This is a genomic window from Mycobacterium sp. MOTT36Y, from assembly GCF_000262165.1.
Lineage (GTDB): Bacteria > Actinomycetota > Actinomycetes > Mycobacteriales > Mycobacteriaceae > Mycobacterium > Mycobacterium intracellulare.
In genome coordinates, this window is sequence record NC_017904.1 from 1,919,693 (window position 1) to 1,945,324 (window position 25,632).

Consider the following 25,632-nt stretch of genomic DNA (forward strand, 5'->3'; position numbering starts at 1 on the left):
GATGAACTCGGCCCGTTCGGTCAGGCGTCGATCATCGCGGCGATCGTGTCGACGACGCACGCCGGGCGATCGCTGCCCTCCACTTCGACGGTGACGCGAACCGTGGCCCGGCCGCCTTTGTCGTTGCGCTCAACCTTGAGCAGTTCGGCGCCAGCCCTGATGCGGGAATCGACCGGTACCGGGGCGGGGAAGCGCAGCTTGTCGCTTCCGTAATTGACTTGCATCGCCAAGCCGGTTACCCGGTAGATCTGTTGCACGAGAATGGGTACCAGCGACAAGGTCAGATAGCCGTGGGCGATGGTCTTGCCGTAGGGACCGGCGGCCGCCTTCTCAGGGTCGACATGGATCCATTGATGGTCACCGGTCGCCTCGGCGAACAAGTCGATTTCCTTCTGCGTGACCTGGCGCCAGTCGCTGAAACCAAGGTGCTCGCCGACGTGAGCCTCGAAGTCGGCGATTCCGTCGTAAACCTTCGGGGATGTGCGCGCCCGGGTCATGCCGGAACCTTGAGCCCCAACTGCTCGATAGCGTTGCCTCCCATGATCTTCGCCTTGGCGGCCTCGGAGACACCGTCGAGCCGGTCGACAAAGCTCAGCGGATCACCGATGCCCTCGGGGTGCGGGAAATCGGAGCCGAACATCACGTGATCCTCGCCCATGATGTCGATAATCCCCTTGAGGTCGTCCTCGAGGAACGGATGGATGTAGATGTTTCGCTTGAACACCTCGACCGGGTGCTCGTCGAACTCCTTGGGCATGATCTTGTACGCGGTGTTGAGCTGCTCGAGCAGATTGCGGACCCACCCGCTGCCGTTCTCGACGCAGAAGATCTTCAGATCGGGGAAGCGCGACAACGCGCCGTGGCAGATCATCGCGGCCAGGGTGTCCTCGATGGCGCGGTGGCCCATCACGACTTCGCGTAACGCGCTCGGCTTGAAGGACAGATACTCGTCGCCGCCTTCCCACTCCATGAGGTGTTTTTGGTAGCCGCTGTCCGAGGCGTGCATGGTGACCGGCATGCCGGCGTTGACGACCTCTTCCCAGAACGGGTCGAACTCGGGGAGGCCCATGGAGCGCGAACCGCCGAACCGGCTGGGCACGGGTGCGGGCCGCACCAGGAATGTCTTCATGCCGCGCTCGAGGCCCCAGTGGAATTCCTTGATGGCTTCGTCCACCAGGGGCAGGCAGATCACGGGGGTGGCGAAGATCCGGTCGTGGTAGTTGAACGTCCAGTGCTCGTGCATCCACTCGTTGAGCGCATGAATGATCGCGTGCGTGAGGATGACGTCGTCGGTCGTGCGTTCCTCGATGAGACTGGCGAGCGTCGGATACATGACGCACTGATCGATGCCGAGTTCGTCCATCAGTTCCAGTCGCGGCGCGGGTGACTGGTATGCCGGGATGACATCCATTGCCTCGCCGATGAATTCGCGGAAGTTGAGGCCTTCGGGATTGTTGCCCAGGAAATAGTCCTCCGCGCTGCCCGGCCTGGCGACTCGCTCGAACGTCGGGTTGGGGATCATGTGGCTGATGTGGTCCTTGACGACGAGTTTGGGTCGGCCGTTGACCTCGACGTAGCCGACCTTTCCGCGGTGCTCCTTCGGCAGGTACTTGGTGAGCGCGTCCGTCGTCTCGTACATGTGGTTGTCGATGTCGAAAACCGGGTACGGCAGAGACCGGGGTGACATGAGGCTATCCCTCCTCCGAGCAGCGAATATGATCGTTTACGATAAGTGAGAACGACGTTATCACTTTGGCTTTTCAACATCCAGACGGGGTCAGGACGCCGGGATCCCTTTCCACGCGTCAATCACGGCATCGGTGGTGGTCACCGTGGCGAGCAGGGACAGCGTGTTATCGATGATGGACTCGGCGTACTCCCGTGGATACCCGCTCACCGCGTCACGCGGCAACACGAACTGATAGCTGCGGTTCACCGCGTCCATCGCGAAGTTCTGGATGGCGATGTTGACCGAAACGCCCACTCCCACAATGGTCTTGATGTTCATGTTCCGCAGCACCGAGTCAAGATCGGTACCCGTCATCGGTCCGACGCCGTGGGTGCGGGTCAGCACGAGGTCGCTGGGTACCGGACCGAGTTCGGGCAGGACCGATGCGCCGGGGCTGCCGGGAGTCAGGTCGGCGGCGAACGATTTTCCGGCCATGAACAGCCGGGCATTGCTGTTCGATCCCCGGTTGTCCGGGCGCTTCTCGATCAGGCAGTGCACGACCGCGACACCGGCCGCCCTGGCGGCGCCGAGCAGCCTGGCGATGTTGGGAATGGCTTCGCGCCGGGCCTCTTCGGCGAGCAATGGAAGGCCGGCCTGCGGCCCGATCACCCCGCCCTGGCACTCCTGGGTCACCAGCGCGGTGGTTGCGGGATCGAGCATGGCTTGAAGGCTGGGTTGTGGCATGAGAATAGACGTTATCGTGTGCTGGAACTCAATTTCCACGAGGAGGACCGATGGAGGCTTGGGAGCTTGAAGTGCGGGAGTCGGTACGGCAGACGTTGGCCGACTACACCGCCGCCACCGATCGATTCGATCTTCGTGCGCTGGCGGCGTGTTTCTGCGACGAGGGAGTGCTGGAATTCACCGGCGGTGCCGAGCGCTTGACGGGGCCCGCGCAAATCGAGGCCGGCCTCGGCGCCGCGGTGACCCGGCCTTCGACACCGGGCCAGCCGGCACGGCGCGCTCCGACCCACGTCCGCCACCATGTCTCCAGCATTCGGTTCGGGTCGGTGGCAAACACCAGGGTCGAGGTCAGCAGTTACTTCGCGGTCCACACCGACATCGGACTCGACCACTGGGGCCGCTACCGCGACGTTCTTGTGCCCCTGAATGGTCGGTGGCTGTTCGCCCATCGCCGGATCAGTGTGGACGCGTTCGCGGCCGACAGCCTGATGGCCTAAGGGTCATGCCGTGATGAACTCCTTGGCGAAAGCGCGCGAACGTTCGATGAGTTCGCTCCGGTCGGAGCCGGACGGGGCGATGGTCAACCAGGTGACCCCGGCGGCAGCGAGCCGCGCGATGATGGCGTGACGTTCGTCGGCCGATCTGCTGTCCTCCAAGAGGTTTCCCGCGGAGAAGCAGATGTCCAGCGGTGCGGTGCGGCCGATTTGGGCCGCGTACTGCTTGGCCCAGCCGATCGCGACCTCCAAATCCTCGATGGTCGAGATCTCCGCGGTGCGCGATGCGGCGGCGTAGCCGAACGTGTTGAACGGCGCCCACCCCTGAGCGCGCGATACCGCCCGGCGCACGGCCGGCTTGCTGTTGCCGCCGACCCATACCGGTGGGGGAGTCGTCGGCAGCGGGCGCAGCCGAACACCGCGGGCGGCGAATGACGTCCCCTGGTAGGCGATGTCCTCACCGGTGAGCACCTTGTCCAGCACGTCCAGCGCCTCATCGAGCAGAGCGCCGCGGTTGTCGAAATCGATTCCGAGCGCCTTGAATTCGGGTTTGAGATATCCGGCGGCAGTTCCGAGGATGAGGCGCCCGTTGGACAACGCCGCGAGGCTCTGGATCGATTTGGCGCCGAGAAACGGATTGCGGTAAGCGGCGATGTAGACATTGGTCAACAGCTTGACGTCGGTCGTTGCGGCGGCCGCGAAAGCCAACGCGACGAACGGATCAAGGGCGTGGTGGCCGCCGTGGTCGAGCCACTTCGCATCGGGTGCGGGGTGATCGGTGACGTGGACGGCTGCGAACCCGCTCTCCTCGGCCACTCGCGCGATTTCGGCGATCGCTTCAGCGGTTACGAACTCATCGACCGTTTCGACACGATGAGTCGGCAGTTCGAGGGAAAAGGAGACGGTCACGAGGATCCTTTCATTCAGAGACGAGCGTGGCCAGGCGCTGCGCGTGGTAGTCCGGGTCGCCGAAGATCAGCTGACTGGCCTTGGCGCGCCGGACGTACAAATGGGCGTCGTGTTCCCAGGTGAAGCCGATTCCGCCGTGGATGCGCATGTTGTCGAGCGCAACCTGCAGGAAGGCTTCCGAACACACCATCTTCGCGACCGACGCGGCGGTCGGGAGATCATCGGTGCCGGCCACTGCGGCCGCATGCGATTGGGCCGATCGCGCGCCCTCCACCTGAACCAACATGTCCGCGCACCGGTGCTTCACCGCTTGGAAACTACCGATCGGCCGACCGAACTGAATTCGATTCTTGGCGTAGTCGACGGCCATATCGAGGCACCGTTGCGCCGCGCCGACCTGTTCGGCCGTCAGCGCGACGAGCGCGAGGTCCGATGTGCGGGCAAGGAAGTTCGCGGCACCACCGTCTGTTCCGATCAGCTCCGCCGGTGCGCCGTCGAACTGCACCCGCGCCACCTTGCGGGTGCGGTCGAGTCCGGCCAACGGCGTGCGACAAAGCCCCTCTGGCCCGGCACGTACCGCGAACAACGACACGCCCGCGTCGGTGATGGCCGGCGCCAAGACGACGTCCGCGGTGTGACCGTCGATAACGAGCGGCGCCTCACCACGGATCCGATAACCGGCGCCCCGGCGGTCGGCCCGCAACGTCACGGCATCCGGGTCCCACGCGCCGAGTTGGCCGTTGAGGATCAGCGTCGCGGTGGTGGAACCGTCGACGAACCCAGGAACGAACCGCTCCACCGCCGCGTCGTCCTCGCTGGCGAGAATGGCCTGGGTCGCCAGCGCCACGGTGGCGAAGAAGGGGGAGCACACCAGCGCGCGTCCCATTTCCTCGAACACCACCGCAAGTTCGACCACACCGGCACCGGCCCCGCCCCATCGTTCCGGCACGACTATGCCCTGCAGTCCCAACTCGCCCGCCATCTGGCGCCACGACGCCTCGTCGTACCCGATGTCCGTCGCCATCAGCTTGCGAACGGTCTCGCTGGGCGATGTCGCGCTCAAGTAGTCGCGGACGACGCTGCGAAGTTCGTCGACCTCACTTGACGGCACGCCGGGCCTCCCGGTTCGGCCTCACCCGGGCTGCTGCGGGATCTGTGATACGCAACGCGGCAGACCGAACGCTCAGCGGTGCCCACCCGATCATGTTGTCGTACAGCGGTTTTGATGGAGTCATGTCTTCCTTTGCGCGATCGCGGCTGACGCCGGCGTCCCTCACTCGGGCGCCTGGCCATCCCGCGCGAGATGGCCATTGTCGGATCAGGATAGTATGTTTTGTGAAAATAGAGAATAATCATTCTCGCGCTTAAGGAGCGAAGCGGTGACGACGAAACTCGACTACGGCATCTTTGACTGCGACACCCACTGCTACGAGACGCGGGACGCGTTCACCCGTTATCTGCCGGAGGAGTTTCGGGACCGGGCGATCACCACCGTGCGCGGAGCGGACGGCGTCGAGGTGATCCTTGCGGGACATCGGGTCGCCACGTTCAACAGCGAAGGGGGACTGGGCCTCGATGTCGCTTATCGGCCGGGCTCGCTCAAGGAGATGCTCAAGCAGATGGGATCGGGCAACCCCGAGGAGTCCTACGAGCCGCAACCCATGCAACCGGAATTCATCGAGCGCGGTGCACGCCTTGCCGTCATGGCGGAGCAGAACATCGAGCGTATGGTCATCTATCCCAGCGGTATGGCCCTGGCCGCCGAACACTACGTCGACGACACAGCGGCACTGTACGCCAACCTGCGCTCGTTCAACCGATGGTTCGACGAAGAGTGGGGTTTCAACTACGAAGACAAAATTTTCGCCACGGCGCTGATGTCGTTGCGCGACTTGGATTCTGCGATCGCCGAGACGGAGGCCATCATCGCGCAGGGCGCAAAGTTCGTGCTGTTGCCGACCGGGCCGGCTTACGGTCGATCGCCTGGCGACCCGTACTTCGACCCGATTTATGCACGCTTGCAGGAGGCCGGCTGCATCCTGGTGTTCCACATCATGCCGTTCTGGTACTTCAATGCGATCTCGCCCGCCTGGGGACAAAACTCCGACCCGGCTTCTTGGCACATGTCGGCGTGGCAGTGGATGAATGTCTACGGCCAGCGCCCGATCGAGGAGACGTTGTCCGCTCTCATCTTCGACAACCTCTTCGGTCGCTTCCCGGGCCTGAACGTCCTCGTCGCCGAGCACGGGGCGGAATGGGTGCCGTTCTTCGTCAAACACATGGACAAGAGCAGAGGGATGGGCCGCAACGGGCCTTGGATTGGTGGGAAGCTGACGGAGCGGCCTTCGGCGATCTTCCGCCGTCATGTCCGTGTCGTGCCGTACCCCGAGGACGACATCCCAGGAATCGTCGCGGGCTTGGGATACGACGACTGCTTGGTGATGGGCTCGGATTACCCGCACGCCGAAGGCCTGGCCGTGCCGGCCGAATTTGCCAAGCTGCTCGACCCGCTCGACGACGCCACCAAGCGGCGGATCATGCGTGACAACGCCGACCAGTTGCTCTCCCGGAGCTAACCGCCCGATGGCAGACGACGACGTCGACCTCGACCTGCTGCGCGGGTCTGCGCGGGAGTTTTTGGCCGAGCGCGGCGAAAAGGAATCCGTCAAGGACCTTGCCGCGATGGACTGGACCGCGCTGCTCGTCGGTGAGGAGGCGGGTGGCGCAGGCTGGCGTCCCGTCGAAACGTGCGTCATAGCCGAAGAACTCGGACGAGCGAACGACAGGTCGGCATGGTTCGGTACCACAATGTCGGCCGGCGCGCTTGCCTCGGCGCCCGCCGATGTGAGGGAACAGTTGCTCCCCGGTCTGCTCGCCGGCACGACGGTAGCGGGCTTCGCCGCCGCGGACGCCTCCGCACGGATCATTCGCGGCAATGAAGTCGACATCATTGTGCTTCTGGGACGCAACGGAATTCACCTGATTCGTGACCCGGATCCCGCGCGGACGGTGCTGGACGGCGACTTGCTCGACGTCACCAGAACGGTCTGGCGTATCGACCTCACCGACGCGCCCAGCACCCTGATCGGGCCGCCCGGCAGGGCCACAGAGCTGATGGCCGTGGCTCGGCTGCTCGTTTCCGCCGACTCCTTGGGCGCCGCCTCGATGACCCTTGAACGTCTGACGGCATACCTGCGGGAGCGCGTGGCGTTCGGGGCACCGATCGCGAGCTTCCAAGCGATTCAGCACCGGCTCGTCGAGCTGCTGGTCTTCGAGGTCAAAGCCCGGGCCGTCATCATGAAAGCGGCGCGCGCCATCGCCTCCGGCGACGAACGGGCGACCGCCCTGGCGGCGGCCGCGCACGCGTTCGTGGCGGCGAAAGCATCGGCCGCCGTGGACGAATGCATGCAACTGTCGGGCGGCATCGGATTCACTTGGGAGTACCCGCTGCACTACGAACTGCGTCGCGTCTTCACCAACTCTCACCTGATCGGCACGGCGCGGTCGAGTCGCGCGCTGCTGGCGGAGGTGTCCGGCTGGTGAGCGCTTTCGTCGACCGGCCCACCGAGGCGCAGCTGACCGAGTTCAGGCATCGCGTCAGGGCACACATCGCCGAACACGCACCGGCGATCGAGGCGCGCGAAGGCCACCGAGCGCCCGAGACCGCCGAGCAGGAAGCCCTGTTGCGCACGTGGTTCGCCGGCTTGTTCGAGGCGGGGTTTGCCGGTGCGGACTGGCCGGTCGAATACGGCGGTCGCGACGACTACCACCCGCTGCACGACCGCATCGTGAGCGAGGAGATCCTGCGCGCCCGCGCGCCGCGCCCGGTGGACCAGGTGAACCTGGCCGCCCATGTCCTTCTGCACTTCGGATCCGACGAGCAGAAACGAATGCTGCTGCCATCGATTCGGCGCAGCGAACATGTCTGGTGCCAGTTGCTCAGCGAGCCCGAGGCCGGCAGCGACATCGCCGGAGTGCGCAGCCGCGGTACGCGGCAAGGCGACGGCAGCTGGCGCCTCGACGGGCAGAAGACCTGGATCACCGACGGCCACTGGGCCGACATGGGCCTCGCTCTGATGCGCACCGACCCGGCGTCGTCGCGCCACCACGGCCTGTCGGTCTTCGCCGTGCCGCTCTCGGCAGACGGCGTCGAGGTTCGTCCGATCCGCACGATCGGTGATGCGATCGAGGTCAATGAGGTCTTCCTTACCGGAGTCCGCGTCGGTGCCGAGAGCCTGATCGGCGCGGCGGGCGACGGCTGGTCGATCATCATGGCGGGCCTGGACTTTGAACGATTCGGCATCGGTGGAAACGTCGTTCTGCTGGAACTGCTGATCGATGATCTGGTCGTCGTGGCCCGCCACGCGCAGGTCGACGGCGCACCCGCGCTGGAGTCCGCCGACATACGCCAGAAGGTCGCCGAGTTGGCCATGGAGGTCGAAGTGGCCAAGGCGTTCATCGACGATCACGTGGAGCGGCTGACATCGGGCGACGAACAACCGGGTGACGGCTCGATCGCGAAGTTGAGCTTCGCCGAGACATACCACCGAGTAGCGGCCTACGGCGCGGAATTGGCGGCGTCGACGGCGGTCGTCGGCGGCGAAATCCATGAACTGGGGCAGGCCAAACAACGGTTGCGCGAATGCTGGCTGTGGTCGCGCGCCTACACGATATCCGGTGGCAGCTCGGAGATGATGCGCAACATTCTTGCCAAGCGCCGACTGCACCTGCCGAGCCGATGACCTCACGTCCTGCGGCGCAGACCTACTGGTCCCTGGTGGAGACCGCCGCGCGGGCGCACCCCGACTGGGTCGTCCTCGCGGACGACTATGGGCGCAGCCTGTCGTGCGCGCAGCTGCGGGACTCCGCACTGACTTGTGCGGCGGCGCTGGCGCAGCGGGGGATCGGTGCGGGCACGGTGGTGTCCTGGCAACTGCCGACCACGCTGGAGACGATGGTCGTCATGACGGCGCTGGCGCGCCTCGGTGCGGTGCAGAACCCGGTGCTGCCGATATGGCGCGAAAGCGAACTGCGGTTTGTGACAGCACAACTCGGGACCGAAGTCATCATCGTCCCGGGATTGTGGCGCGACTTCGACCACACCGCGCTCGCGTATCAGCTCGCCCGTGAACGTGCCGGTGAGCGGCACATGACCGTCGTGGTCGTCGACCACGACGCACCCGTCACCGGCGGACTTCGGCTGCCTGTGGGGGAACCAAAAGAGCTGCCTCCACCGCCGCGCGGCGGCGAGGAACCGCGGTGGATCTACTATTCGTCGGGCACGACGGCGGCACCGAAAGGAGCGCGGCACTGCGACCGGTCGGTCATCGCCGGTTCGGCAGGGGTCATCGGGATCGTCGGGGCGTCCAGTCGCGACGTCAACCCGATCGCGTTTCCGGTTTCGCACATCGGAGGCGCCGCGATGCTCGCCGCGGCCCTGCTCACCGGGATGAAGCTGGTGCTGTTCGACGCCTTCGACCCCGTCGAGACCCCCGTCGCCATCGCGGCGCACCGCCCGACTCTGCTGGGCAGCGCGACGCCCTTCTTCGTCGCCTTCATGGCGGCGCAGGCGAAGCATGGTGACGAACCGCTCTACCCCGATCTGCGGGGCTGCGTCGGAGGGGGTGCGCCAATCACCGCCGAGCTCGGTCACCAAGTGCGACAAACGCTTTCGGTCGACGGCGTGGCCAATGCGTGGGGCTTGACCGAATTTCCGGTCGCCACCTCTCAGGCGCCGAACGGTCCGGCGGAGCTGCTGGATCACACCGTCGGCAAACCGGTGCCCGGCGTTGCGGTACGGGTCGTCGACGAAGCTGGACAGCAGGTGTCGCGTGGCACGGAGGGGGAGTTGCAGCTCAAGGGGCCGCAGTGCTTCCTCGGCTACGTCGACGCAACTCTGGATGCCCACGCGTTCGACGCCGAAGGATGGTTTCGCACAGGAGATCTGGGCCGCATCGACGACGACGGCAACGTCGTCGTCACCGGCCGGATCAAGGATGCGATCATCCGCAATGCGGAGAACATCTCGGCCTTGGAGGTCGAGGGTGTCCTGGCCAGCCACCCGGCGGTGGCCGACGTGGCCGTCATCGGGGTGCCGGATGAGCGGACCGGCGAGCGTGTTTGCGCTGTCGTCGTCGCGCGCCCGGGTGTGGCGGTGACGCTTTCGTCGGTCTTCGAACACTGTCAAGCGCGGGGACTGAGCAAGCACAAAACGCCCGAACGACTCGAAATCGTGGATGCGCTGCCCCGGAATAGCACCGGCAAGGTCCTCAAGACCGAGCTGCGGGCGCGGTTCGGCTGAAGCACTTCATCGGGCCCGCTAGACGCCGATGAGCTCCTTGAGGTTGCCGCCCATCACTCGTGCCCTGGTGTCCTCCGGAAGACCCTCGAGCTCCTTGACGAAATCCGCGGGCTCGGCCAGCCCCTCGGGGTGCGGGTAGTCCGAGCCGAACATCACCCGATCCGCACCCAGGATGTCGACGAGGTGCGACATGTCCTCCTCGTGGAACGGATTGATCCACACGTGTCTGCGGAAGACATCGCAGGGATGCTCGCTGAAGTCGTATGGCCTCTTGCGGTATACGCGGTCGAACACGTCCAACAGGCGGTGTGCCCACGAGCCGCCGTTCTCGACCACGCCGATGCGTACCCCGGGGAAGCGCTCGAACACCCCGTGCGCGATGAACGCCGCAAGAGTGTCGAAGATGTTTCGGCTCTCCTCGTAGATGAAACCCCGCAGCTTGCTCAGCGCGAATCCGTTGAACTCCGTAGCTTCCTCCCAGTCGTCGACGTAGCGCTCATAGCCGGAGTCCGAGTTGTGCATCTGCACCGAGATACCCGAATTCTCGACCAGTCGCCAGAAATCGTCGAACTCCGGCAGCGCCGGTGACCGCGACGTGCCGTCCTCGCGCGGAACGGGTGCCGGCCGGATCAATACCGTCCGGGCGCCATTGTTCAGGCACCATTCGAGTTCCTGCACGCCCAGCGCGGGATCGTTCAGCGAGATCGCAGGAACGGGGAAGATCCGGTCCTGGTAGTTGAACGTCCAGTCATCAAGCAGCCAGCGGTTGAACGCATGCGTGACCGCGTGGGTGAGCTCGGTGTCGGATTTGGTCCTTTCTTCGAGCATGCCCGCTGTCGTCGGGAACATCACGGCGCCGTAGACGCCCTGCCGGTCCATCAGCGCCAGGCGTAGGTCGGGCCGCCTGAACTCATCGGGGCAGCGGATCGGTTCGGCGAGCTCCCGCAACGTCTTGCCCTCTGGGTTTATGCCCCGGAAGTAATCGGACCAGGCGCCCGGGGTGGGAATCACCTCGTATGTCGGGTTGGGGATGCACTCCGTGACCGTGCCCAAGATCTGCAACTTCTTGCGCCCGTTGACGTCGATGAACTTCAGCGCCTCGGAGTATTTCTCCGGCAGATACCTCGTGTAGGCGTCGATGGTCTCGTACATGTGGTTGTCGGCGTCCCAGACCTCGAACGCTTTGTCGTCGCTCACCAGCACCTCCAGCAGGCGTGAGAATAGTGATTCTCAATCATAGCGAACGTTGGTATCTGTAGCGAAGGGGCTCAGAGATTCGTGAAATGGCCGCCATCGACTCCGAGGGTTTGCCCGGTGACGTAGCGAGCGGCGGGACCGATAAGGTATGCCACGGCTGAGCCGATATCGCTTTCGGGGTCTCCGATGCGTCCCAGCGGGATTCGGCGTGCCAGCCTTTCCTCCATCGCCGGATCGGCGCTTATCGCCAAGGTCATCGCGGGTGAATATGCCAGCGGTGAAACAACATTCACCGTGATGCCGTGAGGGGCCCATTCCCGCGCGAGGCTCTTGGCGAAACCGCGCAACGCGCCCTTCATGGTTGCGTAGAGCGGCAGGGTCGCGCTGCCTTCGATGCCGGCGGGTGAGGTCATGACGAGGAAGGTGCCGCCCCTCTTCCTCAAGGCGGGAAATGCTGAAACGGCGCAGAAGTGCGCTCCACGAAGTGACACCGAGTAGTGGTCGCCCCAAACGGAACGATCTACATCAGCCAGTTGGTGCGGCTGGCTCGAGGCGTTGCTCGTGGCGTTGTGCACCACGGCATCGAGCCGCCCGGTGGTCGCCAGGGACAGCTCTATCGCGCCCGTCACTGCGTCACCGTCGGTCACATCGCATCGCGCCCACGTCGCATTCTGGCCCCGCGCGGTGATTTCCTCGGCGACGGCCAACCCCGTCTCGGACCGGGTGGCGACGACGACGTGCGCCCCCGCCGAGGCGAGAGCCATCGCGATGCCACGACCAACGCCGGCGCCCGAACCCGTCACCAGCGCGGTGAGACCGTGCAGGCTCATGGCAGCATCACCGCCCCTCCGTCGGCGACGATCGTCTCGCCGACGAGGTGATCGATATCCGGCCGCAAGAGGAATTTCACGGCCTCGACGACGGTGTGGAGAAGCGTCGAATCGTCGTGGACCACAGCCGCGGTGAGGTGCGCGGTAAACGAGTCCATCTCGGGCGCGAACAGTCGCAGAGGGGCCGCGACCAGGTTGACGGACACGCCTTCGGGCTGCCATTGCCGCGCCGCGGATTTCGCCATCGCGCGGATGCCTTCCACCGCGGTGGTGTACGCCACCAGTTGGGCCGCACCCGCCATGCCGATTGTCGGCACGACAACGACGATTCGTCCCCCGTGCGGTGCTAACGCGGACCGTGCCCGCTGGAGCGCAGCGAGCGCGGACCACATCATCCCGTCGACGATGTGATCCCACTCCTCGCCACTGAGGCCGACCGCGTCGGACGGCCGCGGGGTCGCATCGGTACCGACGACTACGACCGCTCCGGTGATGCCCGATGCCAGTCCACGCCCGGGTGCCGCGACGATGCCATCGAGTCCGTCTGCCAGCTCGCGCGCCAGGCCGTCGGCCGCGCCCAAGACGACCGTGGGCGACGCCACGTCATCGACTCGGCTGGCGCGCTAGGCGGTCATCGTGAATTTTCACCAACTCCCTGAACCCGATACGCACGTACCGGGGCTTCGGTTGGATGCCCCAGTCGTCGCGGGCGGTGTGCTGGCCGGCCGCTTCGGGTGCTCCCCCGAACGGGGGCCCGCCGAGTGGATAGGGCTGTTGGCATTGGAGACTCTCGTCGGAGAAGCGCACCTTCATGAGCTCACTGCAGATCTCGGTCAGCGATAGGGTTGGCCAGCCGTACCAGACCGCCATCACAGGTACGGTCAACGAGCCCTCGATGACCAACCCGAACAGGCAGACGTACAGCCCGCGTTTGAGCCATTTGTGCATTCGCGCCCACGTCGGGGTGGTTCCGACCGGCAACGGCTCGACCGAATCCTCGGTCTCCACAGTGGAATTAGACACGGCGGTCCCTCCTTCGGTGCTAGTCGGAAAAGATCTCTCGGTTGACGGTGTGCAGGTACGGGATCGCGAGGAACGGCGTCACGTAGAAGATGTTGAATGCCCACCACCCGAGGACCGGTAGCCCGACTGCCGTATAGCGGACGTCGGCGTACATCGTCATATTGAAGATGTAGCCGGTCCACACGATCACTCCGAACCAGCACGTCACGATGGTCCACTGGTGTCCCCAACGTTTCATCTGCAGCAACGCGATCGCGGCCGCGATCCGCATCGGGAACACGATCAGGACGCAGACCATCACCCACGCCTTTTCCCCTGGGGCGCCTGCACCGCCGATCCAGAGTTCGTTGTAATGCCAGAAATAGCCGGCGTCGATCCAGTTGCCCCACGCGGTGAAGACGGTGCGGGTGATCAGGGCGTGGTTGGCGAACAGGTCGAGCGCCCAGCCGATGCTGTTGATCGCACCGTCGAGGATGATGACGTATCCGATGAGCGTGACCATCATTGGCCGAACCGACAACCCGTCGCGCTGCGCCTTTCTCAACAGATAGATGCCTCGGCAAAATAGGGGCAGGCCGACGACTCCGAGGACGAGGGTGCCCATGAGTGCGGTGCCGGCGATGCACCATCGATCCGCGCGCCGTTGCATCTCACGCGTTTGTGCCTCGTGCTCGTCGGTGGCGAGCGATCGGGTTGGACTCGTCATTGATCACCAATCCCTCGTGAGATACATCTGGAGTTGGATCGCGAACATCGCGATCAGCACTCCGTAGATGAAGACCTGGAACGCGATCAATCCACGTTTGCGTCGTCGATCCTGCTCGTCCACTGTGTCTCCTGCGTCTATCAGAAGGTGCCGATGTTGGCCAGCATCCAGTAGAAGAATGCGACAAGCCCGCACATCACTGCCCAGGTCACAGCCAGTCGGACCAGTTCCTGCCACATGAGACCCTCCTACCGAAGCGATGACTTGCCACCAAACGTTAACATCACTCTCACTAATGAGAACAATCGTTTCCGCCGCGGAGGCGTTCAAGAGATAGGGTCACATGTCCGCGAGCGCAGCGAGATCGCGTTTGACCACCTTGCCGACATCGTTGCGGGGCAGCTGTTCGACGAACACGATGCGTACCGGAACCCGGTAGGGCGTCAGACGCTCTCGACACCACGACACGAGGCCGGCGTCGGAGACCGACTCATCGCCTCTGACAACGAACGCCCACGGCACCTCCCCGAGCCGCTCGTCCGGAACGCCGACGACGGCGGCTTCGCGCACTCCGTCGGCGGCCAGAAGGACGTCCTCTACCGTGCCGGGAAACACTTTGAGGCCACCACGATTGATCATGTCCGAGACTCGGCCGTCGAGCCACAGAAAGCCGTCGTCGTCGAACCAGCCGAGGTCGCCGGTGTGGAACCAGCCGTCGTCGGTGAGCCGGTCCAGGAAGGCTGGATCGATCTTCCGGGCGGCCGTCGTGGGCGTGCGGACCATCACCTCGTCGTCGGCGATTGTGACGTCGATGCCGGGCAGCGGCCTGCCGACCGAACCCAGTTTGGTCTCGCCCCACTCCCGGGCGTCGGCGGCCGACCAGCCCACCACCTCACCCCCGAGTTCGGTCTGGCCGTAGGAGTTCAGCACTATCACCCCGAACTTGTCCCGAAACCGGCGCGCCTGCACGGGCGACAGGGGAGCGGTGATCGACCGCACGATCTTCAGTGGCGAGAGGTCGGCCACCGAGTCGTCGTGCAGAACCATGGTCAGCGCCGCGGGCGGCAGCACCGTGGATCGCAGCTGGTGGCGCCGGACCAGCGCGGCGAAATCCGTCGGGGAGAACCGGTCCATCAGCACGACGCCCGAACCGGCCCGGAACGCGAACAGCACCTGGTAGATGCCGGCCCACAGCGACAAGGACAAGGGCACCAGGTTCGGCATGGGGGGCCGCTTCGGTGGGGCCGACGCGTTTTCCAAGCCAGGTTTCGTGCCGCGAAGTTTGGCCAGCAGCCGGTCGATCAGATCGAGCACCGTGCTGTGACGAAGCGGCACCGGCTTCGGCGGTCCCGTGGTGCCGGACGTGAACTGCAGCAGCGCGACGTCGTCGTCGTAGCACGGCTCGTCGGCCGGGTGGCCTGACGACGCGACCCTGGTCCACGACAGCGCCTCGCCGGCGATTACGGGCAGGTGATGAGTCGAGAAACGTTGTGCGAGTGCGGGGGTCGTGATGATGGCAACGGGGCGCAGCGTTTCCAGCTGGGCGAGGATCTCGGGATCGGCCGCCCTGGGGTTCAGGGGTGTGTACACGCCGCCGGCGTGCCACGTGCCGAACAGCGCGGCGATGGTGGTGGCGTCGTTGGGCAGCATCGCGGCGACGACCTGTCCCGTCACCAGCCCGGACTCGGCGAGCAGCTTGCCGAGTTGCTGGGCACTGGCCGACAGCTCGTCACGGGATACCTCGGCGCCGACCGTGTGCACCGCGATGTCGGGCAGACCGTCCAGCAGCGTTGCGAGGTTCACGAATCAGCCTCTAGGGGAGCCCAGTTCGGAGTTCGCTTGTCCGCGAAGGCCAGGGGGCCCTCGTTCTGGTCCGGATGGCCCCACATCGATGTCAGGTGTTTCGCACCTTCGCGGCACGCATCGGTGAGGCCGTATTCGAGCGCGCCCCACAGCGCCCGCTTGGTGGCGCGCATCGCCGCCGGTGAGTTCTTGGCGATCTTCTCGGCGAGCTCCTGGGCGGCGGCACGCAGCTTGGCGGGCGGGTCGATCACCTGGCTGATCATGCCGAGTTCGTACGCGCGCTGGGCACTGAGCCGTTCGTGACTCCCGACGAGCGCCATTCGTAACACGGCTTCGGCGGGCATCTTTCGCATCAGTGCGATGGTCTCCAGCGCGCTGACCTGACCGATGGAGACGTGGGGGTCGACGAAGGTCGCATCCGACGACGCGATGACGATGTCGGCGTCGGCCACCCAGTGCAGTCCGCCGCCCGCGCAGACCCCATTGACGGCAGTGATGACCGGCTTCTCGACATTGCAGTGCCAGGCGCTCAGCTTCAGATCCAGTGTGCGCATGGTCTCCTGGAATTGCTGCACGGCCTCGCCGTCGAGGTCCTCGACATCGGCACCCACCTGAAACGCCCGACCGTTTCCCGTGTGCACGATGACGCGGACGTCCGGATCGGCGTTCAATTCCGCCCATGCCCTGGGGAATTCCTCGCGCATCACGGCGTCGTAGGCATTGAGACGGTCAGGGCGGTCGTTGATGATCCATCCGACGGGACCGCGCCGTTCGACGATGAGTCTGTGGTATGTCATGGAACCTCCGCTACGTCGGGCAGCGGTTGCCACTGCGGCGCACGCTTCTCGCGCCACGCGCGGACACCCTCGGCATGATCGGGGTGATTGCGGAGCCGCCAGATCTCCTCGGCGGCGTCGCTGCGCGCCTGCGTCATGCCGACTTCCAAACTGTGCCAGAGCGCCTTCTTCGTGGTGCGTATCGCGGTCGGCGAATTCGTGGCGATCGCGGCTGCGAGACGTCCCGCCGCCGCGCGGAGCTGATCGGCCGGCACCACCTCGGACACAATGCCCAACTGGTAGGCACGCTGCGCCGAGATGCGTTCACCCTTGCCGCTCAGCGTCATTCGCAGGACGGCCTCCATCGGCGACTTGCGCAACAGCGTGATCGCCTCGTACGCGACGGCCTGCCCGATGGAGACGTGGGGGTCGGTGAAGGACGCCTGCTCGGCGGCGATGACGATGTCGGCGTCTGCGACCAGATGCAGGCCCCCTCCCGCGCACACCCCGTTGACCGCGGCGATCACCGGTTTCCACACGTCGCAGTGCCAGGACGAGATCTTCAGCTCGGCATCCCTGGTTCGGCGGGAGTGTCGTCGCATGGCCGCCTTGTCCCGCGCGACCTGGACCACGTCCATCCCGGTGCAGAACGCCCTGCCGTTGGCGGCGTTGACGATCACCTTGACGTCCGGATCGGTATCGAGGTCGGCCCAGGCGGCCTCGAGCTCGTCGAGCATCAGCGCGTCGAAGGCGTTGCCCGCCTCGGGCCTGTCGAGGATCAACCATCCGATCCCGTCGGCCTTGGACACGATCAAGCGTTCATAGGCGCTCACGAACGGGGAATGTCCTTCCAGGGCTTGCCCTTCCAGGGGTCCGGCTCCTTCGGCAAGCCGAGCACGCGTTCGCCGAGGATGTTCTTGTTGATGTCGGTGGTGCCGCCCTCGGTGCCGTTGGCGAGGCTGCGCATCATGCCCTGCACATCCCGCGGCAGAGCGTCCGGATCGTCGTGGGCGGGCCAGGCGATCGCATCCGTGCCCAGCAGATCGACCATGAGGTCCTGGATCTGCTGATTGATGGTGGCCTGGTGCACCTTGCCGATCGACGAGGCCGCGCCGGGGGACTGGCCGGCCGAAAGCGCGGCGCGCACGCGCTCATTGGTCCAGCCGCGTACCCGCTCTTGCGCCCACAAGCGCATCACCTTGTTCCTGATCACGGGATCTGCCCAGCGTCCGGTCTCCCTGGCGAGGATGATCAGCCGTTCGGCGCTCGACCCGCCGAGGCGGCCCATCCCACCCGAGCTCGAACCCGACACCATCTGTCGCTCGCTGGACAGCGTCGACGCACTCACGCGCCAGCCGTCGTTGACGGCTCCGACGCGGTGGACGTCGGGCACCCGCGCTCCGTCGAGGAAGACCTCGTTGAATTCGGCCTCGCCGGTGATCTGGCGAAGCGGTCGCACCTCGACGCCCGGCTGGTGCATGTCGAGCAGGAAGTACGTGATGCCCTTGTGCTTGGGCTGTTCGGGATCCGTCCGCGCCAACAGGATCGCGAAATCCGCCTCGTCGGCCCACGTGGTCCACACCTTCTGACCGGAGATCACCCAGGAATCACCGTCGCGCACTGCGCGGGTGGCCAACGACGCGAGGTCGGAGCCAGCGCCAGGCTCGCTGAAGAGCTGGCACCACTTCTCCTCGTTGCGCACGATCGGCGGCAGGAAGCGCAGCCGCTGATCCTCGGTACCGTGGCTGAACAATGCTGCCGCCGCATTGTTGAGCCCCAAGGGATTCAGACGCGTCAGGCGAAGCGGGCGGAGCACCTCATCGATCGCGCGCGCGACTTCATTGCCAACACCCAGGCCGCCGTGTTCACGCGCCCACGTGGGTACGACTAGGCCGGATTCGGCGAAGGTCGGATACCACTGTTGGTAATCGGCGGGGCTGCGGACCGCCCGCAGGGTCGCAGGGTCCTTGGCCGCGGCCGAGCGCCAGGCGGCCGGAACCTCGGCCTCGGTCCACTGCCGCACCGCCGCCACCGCATCGTCGACCGGCGTGTCAGGGTCGATCGCTAGTTGCGTCATGATCTCAACCTCTTCAGCGGCCCTTGAATGCTGCGCCGCGTTTGTCGCGGAAGGCCGCCAAGCCTTCCTTGAAATCTTCACTGCGACTCGACAATTCGAGTGCCAATGCCTCGTTTTGGAGATGGCGGTCAAGGTCGAGGCCGTTGGCGCTGTGCAGCAACCACTTGGTGAGTCCGAGCGAAACCGTGGGCGCTTCACCCAGTTCTTTGACGAGTTGTTCGGCCACCGAGGGCAATTCGTCGGATGCGCAGGCGCCGTGGATGATGCCCCACTCGGCGGCGCACGTTCCTCCGATTTCCCGGCCGAGCATCAGCAGCTGTCGGGTGCGTACCAATCCGATGAGCCGTGGCAGCAACCAGGCTGCGCCGCTGTCGGGGGTGAAGCCGCGCGCCATGAACGGCTCCCAGAACCGGGCGTCGTCGGCGGCGACGCAGAAGTCCGATGCCAGCGCGATGTGGAACCCCAGGCCGATCGCCCAACCTCGGACCACGGCGACAATGGGCACCTGCGTCTGAAGCATCAACGGAATCAGCCGATTTGCCTTGTTCGGTAGGCGGCGCTGCGTGCTGCCCACGCGTGGTTTCCGTTCGGATTTTGCGTTGTTGGCGATCAGGTCCGCGCCCGCGCAGAAATCCGGTCCGGTGGCGTCGATCCTGATGACCCGCACCGATTCGTCGGTGCCGGCATCGACCAGATGACCGATCATCGCGTCCAGCATCGCGTCGTCGACGGCATTACGGCGTTCGGCGCGGTCGAGGGTCAGCCGCAGGGTCGGGCCCTGCTGTTCGGCCAGAAGGCCGGGAACACTGCGGTAACTCATGTGCTCAGCGCTCGGCGAACTGTTCCGTTACGGCGGTCAGCAATTCGCCGAGGTTCGTCGCGCCGCCCGGCGGGTCGGGCAGGCGCACGGGCCCTCGGTCGCGGCTGGGCAGCAGGACGGTCGCGTGTCCCGGCGCGGTGATCTGGCCGCGGTGGTTGGTCGCCGCGAGTTCGAGGTCGACGGCGGGGCGTTCACCGTCGGCGAGGTACTTGCGGACGACGGTACCGGTGACGGTGTGGACGTCGCCGACGTAATTGAACAGACGAAACTCGCAATCGAGCTTCCACAGCCAGGCGTCATCACCCATCCAGTCCGTGCACAAGTGGATCAACCACGTCTCGCGCATGCGCCCGTAGTCGAACGTGGTGGGATTGCCCGCGTTGCGCGCGGCGTCGGGCTCCCAGTGCACGCGTTGCTGGGCATCGGGGACGCCGTGCTCGTTGGGCGTGTAGAAGCGGGGGATGCGCTGCCGGTTCCGCCACGCCAGTCTCAACGGACGCACACCGTACATGCCCATACCCATGCCGACGTGCCAGCAGACCATGTCGGTGACCGTCAGCGGACCCTTTGTCAGCGACCCCAAATCGTCGCCTTCGTCGACGTCTTCCCACCACCGCGGCTCGGCGCCGCGCGGGCGTTCGCGCCCGTAGCGTTCGTCGAGCTCGGCTATCTCGTCAGCGGTCCACGTCTTGAGTTGGACGGCTTCGTATTTCTTTCGGCCGCGCGCCTTGTTGCGCTCGGTGCGAATCATGTTGCGGTACTGGCCGCCCAAGATCGTACCCTCGTCGTCGCGGAACACCTGGGCGGACCATTCGTGGATGGCGCGGCCGGCAAACTCACTGCTCTTGTCGAGCGCGGCCACCAGGGCATTGCGCCTGAAGACGCGGTGGTTGGCGCGCAGCGGCGCCCACCATTCCCGAGCAGATGAGGCGTAGAAGGCATGCACCCCGCGCAGTGGATCGCCCTTGGTCAGTGCGCGGTCCTCGTCCGAGAGTGTCGTGACTTCGTCCTCCCCGATCAGCGTGTCGCCGCCGACGAGGGCGGGTGGGGCCACAGACTCTCCCCATACAGACTTCGCGGCGTAGTCGGGATCGGCCCACAGCGGGTTGGCGTCACCGTAGCTTTCGGCGACGTGACGAAACGTGTCCTCGTTGGGGCGGTAGTAGTGCGGCGGCTGCGTGTGCGGGACGGCAATGCCGATGGTAGCCCGCAACCTGGCCAATCCCTCGTCGGTGATCCGCCCCGTCTGCCCCATCGGATTGCCTCCTCGTTGTGGCGGCCCGTGTCGTCGCCCGGACAAGGTGGAAATTAAGATACCCGAAAAACGGAAACGCCGTTAACGCAGGGGTGAACGAGATGTCAGAAGAAGCGTCCGGAATCGTGTGTGCGATCGGCGCCGATGGCGTCGCGCGGGTGACAATAGATCGCCCGGAAACAGGAAACTCATTGTCTCCGTTGGCGCGTGACGCACTGACCGAAGCCTTCGTACGGGCCAATGACAACCCCGCCGTCCGCGCGGTGCTGTTGAGCGCCAGCGGCACCCGGCACTTCTGCGCCGGGGCCGGCCTCGCACCGCAACCGGCGGGCGCCGGGGCCGCCGTCGAGCCGGTGCAAAAACGTCCGGGTGACATCGCGCGGATGCTTCAGCAGGGCTGGCAGCGGCTGGTCGCGTCCATTCTCGACTGCGACAAGCCGGTGATCGCGGCGGTCAAGGGCACGGCCGCCGGGGCGGGCGCGAGCCTGGTTCTGGCTTGCGATCTCGTCGTGATGTCAACGGAGGCAAAGCTTGTCGAGGCGTTTGTGCATCGCGGAATCCTGCCGGATTCCGGCGCCATCCACCTCCTGACGAGGATCGTCGGCCTGCGCAAGGCGACCGAATTACTGATGCTCGGTGAGCCGGTCGACGCGGCCGCCTGCGAAAGGCTGGGACTGGCCAATCGCGTGACCGCGCCGGACGACACCGACGCGGTCGCCGAGGAACTCGCCGGACGGTTGGCCGCGGGCCCGACGGTGATGCTGACGCTGACCAAGCGGCTGCTGTCGGTGTCGTCGGAGTCGGATCGGCACCGCGCATTCGAGCAGGAGGCCTGGGCGCAGGAGGTGGTGTCGCGCACGGCGGACCTGCAAGAAGGCCTGGCGTCGTTCGCCGAGCGCCGGAAGCCCAAGTTCCTCGGCCGCTGACCTTCCGCGTCAGCCCGCGATGGGTCCGCCCCGAATGGTGAACGTGGCGCTGTCGTCGATCTCGTCGATAGACGACGCCACCGACTCCGCGGTCAGCGCCGTGTCCTCGATTCCCTTGGTGACTCCGATGAACACCCGTGACACTTTGCCCGCGCCCACCGAGTAGATGTGCGCGGTGCGGTCGCAGGACCGATGACACAGATAGACCACGACGGGGGTGACGAGCTCGGGATGCATGGCCTTGCCGGCGTCGCCCATGATGTTTTCCGTCATTCGGGTCCGCGCTATGGGGGCGATGGCGTTGACGGCAATGCCGTTGCGGGCGCCTTCGATGGCGAGAACGTGCATCATGCCGACCAGGCCCATCTTGGCGGCGCCGTAGTTGGCCTGACCGAAATTTCCGAAAAGGCCGGTGCCCGAAGTCGTCTGAACGATTCGGCCGTAATTCTGCGCCCGCATGATCGGCCACACCGCCCGCGTGACGTTGAATGCGCCGGAAAGGTGCACGGCAATGACGGCGTCGACCTGCTCGGCGGTCATGTTCTTGAACGCCGCGTCGCGCAGAATCCCCGCGTTGTTCACCAGCACATCGACCTGCCCGAAGGCCTCCAGCGCGGCCGCCACGATCGCCGCACCGCCCTCCTCGGTGGCCACCGAGTCGCCGTTGGCGATCGCGGTGCCCCCGGCCGCGGTGATCTCGTCGACCACGGCCTGGGCCGCCGATATCGACGCCCCGTCGCCGTCCACCGAACTGCCCAGGTCGTTGACCACGACCCGGGCGCCGCGGCGGGCGAGCTCGAGTGCATGGCATCGGCCCAGTCCGCCGCCTGCCCCCGTGACGATGGCTACCTGGTTGTCAAAAGTCATTGAATGCATGCGTGAGAGGTTACATTTACCTAACCGAGAACAACCATTTGCATCCGAGGCGCCGGAGGAGGCTCATGACTGGCCCGGCTGAGTTGCTACGACATGCGCGCCGCAGAGCCGAAGAATTGCGGCCCCGCTACCGAGCGGCCGGTTTCTGGACGGCGGAGCCGATCGACCTGGTGGGACCCCCCGCGGCGCGGCACCCTGCCCGGCTTGCCGTCGCGGATCGCGGCGCCGAATTGACCTACGGGGAACTGGACAAGCGCATCGACTCGGCCGCCCGAGCGATGGTCGACGCCGGCCTTGTTCCGGGTGGCGCGATCGTCGTGGTAGTCGGTAACGACGTGGACTCGGTGGTGTCGGTCCACGCGGCGCTGCGGGTGGACGCGGTGGTTCTGCTCGTGCCGCGCAGTGCCGGGGCGACGCAGATCGCCGACATCCTCACCCGCACCGGTGCACGATTCGGCGTAGCGCCGAACTGGGCGACGATCACCGACCCGGAGCTGTCCGGTCGCTGCGATTGGATCGAACTCGGTGACGATGGCCGAACGGGTACCACCCAGGCGCCGCGGTCGGCGCGGTCAGCCGATGAGCCGTGCCTTGTGCTTTACACCTCGGGCACAACCGCGCGGCCCAAGGGCGTGATTCATTCGCTGAGCACGCTGGCCAAGGCTTCGGCGAATTACATTGCGGCGGCGGGCCTGGGTTCCGACGACCGGATCTTCTTGATCAGCCCGCTCGCGTCGGTGACCGGCGTGTTGCAGGCGCTGTTCATCGGTCCGATGCTGGCGGCTCCGGTGATTCTGGAAGATCGCTGGGACCCGGCGGCGACCTGCGACCTCCTGGTCAGCTCGGGTGCGACCTGGTACGGGGGCCCGGACCGGCTGCTGGACCGGATGCTCGACCAGGCCGTGGCGCGCGGCGCCGTCGTCCCATTACGCGCGGTGTACCTGGGCGGCACGATGCTGGACCGGCGGATCGTCGAACGCATCGAAGACGAGTTCGGCATCGTTGTGATGCGCGCCTATGGATCCTCGGAGACCCCGGTCAGCACGTCCGGTCTGCGGACCGAACCCCGAGACATCCGCCATGCCGACGACGGTGTGGCGCTCGGCGACGTCGACGTGCGCGTCGGATCCGAGTCCGAACCCACCGAGTGCTGCATCAAGGGTCCGCACACGTTTCTCGGTTACACCGACGCCGAGGACGACGAATACGCGTTCGAGGGGGAGTGGTTCCGCACCGGTGATGTGGCGGAGGTGGTCGGCGGCCGGGTTCGGATCGTCGGCCGGATCAAGGACATCGTGATTCGTAACGGGCTGAAGATCCCGGCCGCCGAAGTGGAGGAAGCGGTCTCGAGGATCGGTGGGATACGCGAATGCGCCGCTTATTCCGTTTCCGATCCCACCACCGGTGAGCGATTGGCTATGGCGGTCGTGCTCGAACCCGGCGTCGAGATCTCGCTCGCCGAGATCACCCGGACCCTGGGCGCGGAGGGATTGCCGAAATACAAACTGCCCGAAGAACTTGTCTTCTGGGACGAGCCGCTGCCCGTCAACGCCAACGGCAAAGTCGACCGCGCCAAACTCGAAGCGCGGTCGGTCGGGCGGCAGCGGCTGCTCGCCGACCGTCTCGCCACTACCGGATGAGAGATCCCGCCGCCGAACCTAGTCGGCAGCGGGACGGAAGACCGGGACGACGAATCCGTCTTCGTCGTCGCGGAAGGCGATCACCAATTGCATGTCGGCGCGCAAATCTTCGACGCGGCAATTCTCCACGACCGTCATCAGCCGCGGTCCCTCCTCGAGGTCGACCATCGCCAGCACGTACGGCGTGCGCGTGTCAAAAGGTGCGGCGTTGTGGTGGATAACGCTCCACGTGTAGAGCCGCGCGCGACCGGTTGCCGGCGCCAACTCGACGTCCTCAGCCCAACAATGCGGGCAGAACGGCCGGGCGTACAACGATTTGCGACCGCAGGACCGGCAGGCATTCACCAACAGCCGGCGGTCCTGCGTGGCTGACCACCACGCCTGACCGTCGGCGTCGATGGTGGGGCGATCAGGAGCCGTCATCGCTACCTCCCGAGAATCATTGTGGCGCTGTGGGTGAAAAAGCCCCCCATCGCGTGGACGCAGGCCAACCTGGCGTCGGCGACCTGACGCGCTCCGCATTCACCGCGCAACTGCCGCACCGCCTCCACCATGAGGAACATTCCTCGCATACCCGGGTGACACGACGCCAGGCCTCCGCCATCGGTGTTGGTCGGCAGCGACCCGCCCGGGCGAAGCGCTCCGGACTCTATGAAGGGGCCGCCTTCTCCCTTGGCGCAGAAGCCGAGGTCCTCCACGGTCAGCAGGACGGTGGACGTGAAGGAGTCGTAGAGCTGACACACATCGATGTCGGCCGGGCTGACCCCCGCCCGCGCGAACGCGGGTGGCCCCGAGCGCGCCGCCGGCGATGTCGTGAAATCGGGCCATTGGCCCATGCTGACGTGCGACGTCGCGTCCGCCGAGCCAAGAATCCACACCGGATCCTTCGCGCAATCTCTGGCGACGCGCTCGCTGGCGAGCACGACGGCGCCGCCACCGTCGGTGCGCAGGCACACATGCTTGGAGGTGAACGGCTCCGCCAGTAGCGGCGCGGCCGCGACGTCGGCAACGGTGATGCGGTCTCGCTCAAATGCGTTGTCGTTCATGGCCGCCCACTCGTGGGCCGCGACGGCGACTTCGGCCAGTTGGTCGACGGTGGTGCCGAATTGGATCATGTGCCGGCGGGCTGCCATGGCGTACTTGGCGATGAGGGTCGCGCCGTAGGGTGCCTCGTACTGCAGGGCACCGCCGGTTGCCATCACGGCAGCCGACGCGCGCAGCTGTCGCTTGACGTCGGAGCGTGCGGTCGACCCGTAGGTCAACAGAACGACCTCGATTTCGCCGGCCGCGATCGCGGCGGCGGCATGGCCGGCCATCACTTCCCAGGAGGATCCGCCGACATTGGTCGCATCGACCCAGGTAGGACGCAGACCGAGGTACTCGCTGACTTCCACGGGGGGAAGCAACGTTCCGTGCCCGCCGAAACCGTCGATGTCCTCCTTCGTGAGCCCCGCATCGGCGACCGCCCGCCGCGAGGACTGGGCCATCAGCGCCATGGCGGTCTTGTCGGGCACCCGGCCGCAGTCGGACAAGGCTGCGCCGACGATGGCGACGCGGTTCGATGACATAGCTCATGGTTATCACAT

At 65.8% G+C, this 25,632-nt stretch carries 26 protein-coding genes; 7 read left to right on the forward strand and 19 right to left on the reverse strand.

Annotation, left to right across the window (positions count from 1 at the left end; all coding sequences use genetic code 11):
- Nucleotides 1-20 precede the first annotated feature (20 nt).
- From W7S_RS08965 to W7S_RS08975, 3 genes are all read right to left on the reverse strand, one after another.
- The gene (locus W7S_RS08965; RefSeq protein ID WP_008255402.1) at nucleotides 21-497 is read right to left on the reverse strand and encodes a MaoC family dehydratase; all 477 of its coding nucleotides are present in this window, start codon (nucleotides 495-497) and stop codon (nucleotides 21-23) included.
- Nucleotides 494-1,687 (reverse strand): amidohydrolase family protein, encoded by a 1,194-nt coding sequence (locus tag W7S_RS08970; RefSeq protein WP_008255403.1) that lies wholly within the window; start codon nucleotides 1,685-1,687, stop codon nucleotides 494-496. The genes W7S_RS08965 and W7S_RS08970 overlap by 4 nt, the downstream gene beginning before the upstream one ends.
- A gap of 90 nt (nucleotides 1,688-1,777) precedes the next feature.
- Nucleotides 1,778-2,389, reverse strand: coding sequence for an isochorismatase family protein (locus W7S_RS08975; protein WP_009956502.1), 612 nt, complete (start codon nucleotides 2,387-2,389; stop codon nucleotides 1,778-1,780).
- 74 nt (nucleotides 2,390-2,463) lie between these two features.
- On the opposite strand from W7S_RS08975, the gene W7S_RS08980 reads away from it, so the two are divergent.
- A complete protein-coding gene (locus tag W7S_RS08980) occupies nucleotides 2,464-2,910 on the forward strand; it encodes a nuclear transport factor 2 family protein (protein ID WP_008255405.1) in 447 nt (148 codons plus the stop codon).
- 3 nt (nucleotides 2,911-2,913) lie between these two features.
- Here the strand turns inward: W7S_RS08980 and W7S_RS08985 are convergent, their stop codons facing one another.
- Nucleotides 2,914-3,816 carry a TIGR03619 family F420-dependent LLM class oxidoreductase gene (locus W7S_RS08985; protein ID WP_008255406.1) on the reverse strand — a complete coding sequence of 301 codons (903 nt, stop codon included), beginning with the start codon at nucleotides 3,814-3,816 and terminating at the stop codon, nucleotides 2,914-2,916.
- A 10-nt stretch (nucleotides 3,817-3,826) separates the two neighbouring features.
- Nucleotides 3,827-4,927: an acyl-CoA dehydrogenase family protein gene (locus W7S_RS08990; protein WP_008255407.1), complete on the reverse strand. Its 1,101-nt coding sequence runs from the start codon at nucleotides 4,925-4,927 to the stop codon at nucleotides 3,827-3,829.
- Nucleotides 4,928-5,195: 268 nt separating this feature from the next.
- Between W7S_RS08990 and W7S_RS08995 the strand changes: the two genes are divergently transcribed.
- The 4 genes from W7S_RS08995 to W7S_RS09010 are packed head-to-tail and all read left to right on the forward strand — an operon-like array spanning nucleotide 5,196 to nucleotide 10,117.
- Nucleotides 5,196-6,392 carry an amidohydrolase family protein gene (locus W7S_RS08995; protein ID WP_008255409.1) on the forward strand — a complete coding sequence of 399 codons (1,197 nt, stop codon included), beginning with the start codon at nucleotides 5,196-5,198 and terminating at the stop codon, nucleotides 6,390-6,392.
- A gap of 7 nt (nucleotides 6,393-6,399) precedes the next feature.
- Complete coding sequence (locus tag W7S_RS09000; RefSeq protein WP_008255411.1) at nucleotides 6,400-7,359, forward strand: acyl-CoA dehydrogenase family protein; 960 nt, start codon at nucleotides 6,400-6,402, stop codon at nucleotides 7,357-7,359.
- On the forward strand, nucleotides 7,356-8,558 hold the full coding sequence (locus tag W7S_RS09005) for an acyl-CoA dehydrogenase family protein (RefSeq protein WP_008255413.1): 1,203 nt from the start codon (nucleotides 7,356-7,358) through the stop codon (nucleotides 8,556-8,558). The genes W7S_RS09000 and W7S_RS09005 overlap by 4 nt, the downstream gene beginning before the upstream one ends.
- Entirely contained in the window at nucleotides 8,555-10,117 is a 1,563-nt protein-coding gene (locus tag W7S_RS09010; RefSeq protein ID WP_008255416.1) for a class I adenylate-forming enzyme family protein, read from the forward strand. The genes W7S_RS09005 and W7S_RS09010 overlap by 4 nt, the downstream gene beginning before the upstream one ends.
- 18 nt (nucleotides 10,118-10,135) lie before the next feature.
- Here W7S_RS09010 and W7S_RS09015 read toward each other — a convergent pair whose 3' ends face one another.
- The 11 genes from W7S_RS09015 to W7S_RS09070 form a co-directional block, all read right to left on the reverse strand.
- Nucleotides 10,136-11,320 (reverse strand): amidohydrolase family protein, encoded by a 1,185-nt coding sequence (locus tag W7S_RS09015; RefSeq protein WP_008255418.1) that lies wholly within the window; start codon nucleotides 11,318-11,320, stop codon nucleotides 10,136-10,138.
- Nucleotides 11,321-11,385: 65 nt separating this feature from the next.
- Entirely contained in the window at nucleotides 11,386-12,144 is a 759-nt protein-coding gene (locus W7S_RS09020; RefSeq protein WP_008255419.1) for an SDR family NAD(P)-dependent oxidoreductase, read from the reverse strand.
- A complete protein-coding gene (locus tag W7S_RS09025; protein ID WP_008255420.1) occupies nucleotides 12,141-12,746 on the reverse strand; it encodes an SDR family oxidoreductase in 606 nt (201 codons plus the stop codon). Before W7S_RS09025 ends, W7S_RS09020 begins: the two co-directional genes overlap by 4 nt.
- 1 nt (nucleotide 12,747) lies before the next feature.
- Nucleotides 12,748-13,152, reverse strand: coding sequence for a hypothetical protein (locus W7S_RS09030; RefSeq protein ID WP_008255421.1), 405 nt, complete (start codon nucleotides 13,150-13,152; stop codon nucleotides 12,748-12,750).
- A 34-nt stretch (nucleotides 13,153-13,186) separates the two neighbouring features.
- Complete coding sequence (locus W7S_RS09035; RefSeq protein ID WP_008255422.1) at nucleotides 13,187-13,873, reverse strand: hypothetical protein; 687 nt, start codon at nucleotides 13,871-13,873, stop codon at nucleotides 13,187-13,189.
- Between the two features lie 339 nt (nucleotides 13,874-14,212).
- Entirely contained in the window at nucleotides 14,213-15,676 is a 1,464-nt protein-coding gene (locus W7S_RS09045) for a class I adenylate-forming enzyme family protein (RefSeq protein WP_008255426.1), read from the reverse strand.
- The gene (locus W7S_RS09050) at nucleotides 15,673-16,473 is read right to left on the reverse strand and encodes an enoyl-CoA hydratase/isomerase family protein (protein ID WP_008255428.1); all 801 of its coding nucleotides are present in this window, start codon (nucleotides 16,471-16,473) and stop codon (nucleotides 15,673-15,675) included. Before W7S_RS09050 ends, W7S_RS09045 begins: the two co-directional genes overlap by 4 nt.
- Nucleotides 16,470-17,285 (reverse strand): enoyl-CoA hydratase/isomerase family protein, encoded by an 816-nt coding sequence (locus W7S_RS09055; protein ID WP_008255430.1) that lies wholly within the window; start codon nucleotides 17,283-17,285, stop codon nucleotides 16,470-16,472. Before W7S_RS09055 ends, W7S_RS09050 begins: the two co-directional genes overlap by 4 nt.
- On the reverse strand, nucleotides 17,282-18,529 hold the full coding sequence (locus W7S_RS09060) for an acyl-CoA dehydrogenase family protein (protein WP_008255433.1): 1,248 nt from the start codon (nucleotides 18,527-18,529) through the stop codon (nucleotides 17,282-17,284). The genes W7S_RS09055 and W7S_RS09060 overlap by 4 nt, the downstream gene beginning before the upstream one ends.
- Nucleotides 18,530-18,542: 13 nt before the next feature.
- Nucleotides 18,543-19,349 carry an enoyl-CoA hydratase/isomerase family protein gene (locus tag W7S_RS09065; protein ID WP_008255435.1) on the reverse strand — a complete coding sequence of 269 codons (807 nt, stop codon included), beginning with the start codon at nucleotides 19,347-19,349 and terminating at the stop codon, nucleotides 18,543-18,545.
- 4 nt (nucleotides 19,350-19,353) lie between these two features.
- Nucleotides 19,354-20,604, reverse strand: coding sequence for a hypothetical protein (locus W7S_RS09070; protein ID WP_008255437.1), 1,251 nt, complete (start codon nucleotides 20,602-20,604; stop codon nucleotides 19,354-19,356).
- A gap of 92 nt (nucleotides 20,605-20,696) precedes the next feature.
- Between W7S_RS09070 and W7S_RS09075 the strand changes: the two genes are divergently transcribed.
- Complete coding sequence (locus W7S_RS09075; protein WP_008255438.1) at nucleotides 20,697-21,530, forward strand: enoyl-CoA hydratase/isomerase family protein; 834 nt, start codon at nucleotides 20,697-20,699, stop codon at nucleotides 21,528-21,530.
- A gap of 9 nt (nucleotides 21,531-21,539) precedes the next feature.
- On the opposite strand, the gene W7S_RS09080 is transcribed toward W7S_RS09075, so the two are convergent.
- Nucleotides 21,540-22,406 carry an SDR family NAD(P)-dependent oxidoreductase gene (locus W7S_RS09080; RefSeq protein WP_020822153.1) on the reverse strand — a complete coding sequence of 289 codons (867 nt, stop codon included), beginning with the start codon at nucleotides 22,404-22,406 and terminating at the stop codon, nucleotides 21,540-21,542.
- 116 nt (nucleotides 22,407-22,522) lie between these two features.
- On the opposite strand from W7S_RS09080, the gene W7S_RS09085 reads away from it, so the two are divergent.
- On the forward strand, nucleotides 22,523-24,046 hold the full coding sequence (locus W7S_RS09085; RefSeq protein ID WP_008255440.1) for a class I adenylate-forming enzyme family protein: 1,524 nt from the start codon (nucleotides 22,523-22,525) through the stop codon (nucleotides 24,044-24,046).
- 18 nt (nucleotides 24,047-24,064) lie between these two features.
- Here W7S_RS09085 and W7S_RS09090 read toward each other — a convergent pair whose 3' ends face one another.
- Both W7S_RS09090 and W7S_RS09095 read right to left on the reverse strand, forming a co-directional pair.
- Entirely contained in the window at nucleotides 24,065-24,469 is a 405-nt protein-coding gene (locus tag W7S_RS09090; protein WP_014711344.1) for a Zn-ribbon domain-containing OB-fold protein, read from the reverse strand.
- 2 nt (nucleotides 24,470-24,471) lie between these two features.
- On the reverse strand, nucleotides 24,472-25,614 hold the full coding sequence (locus W7S_RS09095; protein ID WP_008255442.1) for an acetyl-CoA acetyltransferase: 1,143 nt from the start codon (nucleotides 25,612-25,614) through the stop codon (nucleotides 24,472-24,474).
- Nucleotides 25,615-25,632 lie beyond the last annotated feature (18 nt).

What these genes read in the sequence shown, in the direction of transcription:
- W7S_RS09010 (WP_008255416.1), top strand. Translation starts at nt 8,555, where the DNA reads ATGACCTCACGTCCTGCGGCGCAGACCTACTGGTCCCTGGTGGAGACC.
- W7S_RS09080 (WP_020822153.1), bottom strand. Translation starts at nt 22,406, where the DNA reads ATGCATTCAATGACTTTTGACAACCAGGTAGCCATCGTCACGGGGGCA.
- W7S_RS09090 (WP_014711344.1), bottom strand. Translation starts at nt 24,469, where the DNA reads ATGACGGCTCCTGATCGCCCCACCATCGACGCCGACGGTCAGGCGTGG.
- W7S_RS08970 (WP_008255403.1), bottom strand. Translation starts at nt 1,687, where the DNA reads ATGTCACCCCGGTCTCTGCCGTACCCGGTTTTCGACATCGACAACCAC.
- W7S_RS09000 (WP_008255411.1), top strand. Translation starts at nt 6,400, where the DNA reads ATGGCAGACGACGACGTCGACCTCGACCTGCTGCGCGGGTCTGCGCGG.
- W7S_RS09060 (WP_008255433.1), bottom strand. Translation starts at nt 18,529, where the DNA reads ATGACGCAACTAGCGATCGACCCTGACACGCCGGTCGACGATGCGGTG.
- W7S_RS09020 (WP_008255419.1), bottom strand. Translation starts at nt 12,144, where the DNA reads ATGAGCCTGCACGGTCTCACCGCGCTGGTGACGGGTTCGGGCGCCGGC.
- W7S_RS08975 (WP_009956502.1), bottom strand. Translation starts at nt 2,389, where the DNA reads ATGCTCGATCCCGCAACCACCGCGCTGGTGACCCAGGAGTGCCAGGGC.
- W7S_RS09070 (WP_008255437.1), bottom strand. Translation starts at nt 20,604, where the DNA reads ATGGGGCAGACGGGGCGGATCACCGACGAGGGATTGGCCAGGTTGCGG.
- W7S_RS09035 (WP_008255422.1), bottom strand. Translation starts at nt 13,873, where the DNA reads ATGACGAGTCCAACCCGATCGCTCGCCACCGACGAGCACGAGGCACAA.
- W7S_RS09050 (WP_008255428.1), bottom strand. Translation starts at nt 16,473, where the DNA reads ATGACATACCACAGACTCATCGTCGAACGGCGCGGTCCCGTCGGATGG.
- W7S_RS08965 (WP_008255402.1), bottom strand. Translation starts at nt 497, where the DNA reads ATGACCCGGGCGCGCACATCCCCGAAGGTTTACGACGGAATCGCCGAC.
- W7S_RS09095 (WP_008255442.1), bottom strand. Translation starts at nt 25,614, where the DNA reads ATGTCATCGAACCGCGTCGCCATCGTCGGCGCAGCCTTGTCCGACTGC.
- W7S_RS09065 (WP_008255435.1), bottom strand. Translation starts at nt 19,349, where the DNA reads ATGAGTTACCGCAGTGTTCCCGGCCTTCTGGCCGAACAGCAGGGCCCG.
- W7S_RS08980 (WP_008255405.1), top strand. Translation starts at nt 2,464, where the DNA reads ATGGAGGCTTGGGAGCTTGAAGTGCGGGAGTCGGTACGGCAGACGTTG.